Consider the following 582-nt stretch of genomic DNA (forward strand, 5'->3'; position numbering starts at 1 on the left):
GCCGCCGGCGGCCTCGGTGAGCACGAGGGTGCCGGCGTCGTGGTCGTGGCGGACGGTGAAGCCGTCGCCGAGCAGCACGTCTCCCGGGGTGACCGCGGTCGACGTGCCGGCCTTGGTGTCGTAGACGCCCGCCGAGGCGGTCCCGCAGGCCCAGTACACCCAGCGGCCCGCCGCCTGGAGCTCGCTCGGCTGGCAGCCGAGGCCGGGGACCGTCACCGTGGCGAGGGCCTTGTCGGTGGCGAGGCTGTACGAGGTGAGCTTGCCGGCGGTGGCGGCGCTCCACAGCGTGGAGCCGTTCAGGGCGGCGGCGCGGACCGTGCGCTCGAGCTTCTGGCCCTGGCCGAACTCACCGACGAACTGCGCCGGGGTGGCGCCGCCGGAGTTGTAGACGACGTAGCCGTCGGAGGCGTCGACGACCGAGCCGCCGCCGGGCGCGTCGAACTCCAGGCTGTGCTCGCCCAGGGCCAGCAGCAGGTCCGTGGTCCGGTCGGTCGACGAGCGCACCGTGCGCAGGTAGACGTCCGCGCCCGGCAGCCCGCCGGTGTGATCCGGGTGGTGGCCGCGGCGGCGGTGGTGGCGGCC

At 75.8% G+C, this 582-nt stretch carries 1 pseudogene; it reads right to left on the bottom strand.

What is annotated here, in order from left to right:
- Positions 1-582, bottom strand: a pseudogene (locus tag CCN42_RS43120) (hypothetical protein); the annotation flags it as partial.

The sequence above is a fragment of the Streptomyces glaucescens genome (assembly GCF_002154375.1).
In the GTDB taxonomy this organism is placed as follows: domain Bacteria; phylum Actinomycetota; class Actinomycetes; order Streptomycetales; family Streptomycetaceae; genus Streptomyces; species Streptomyces glaucescens.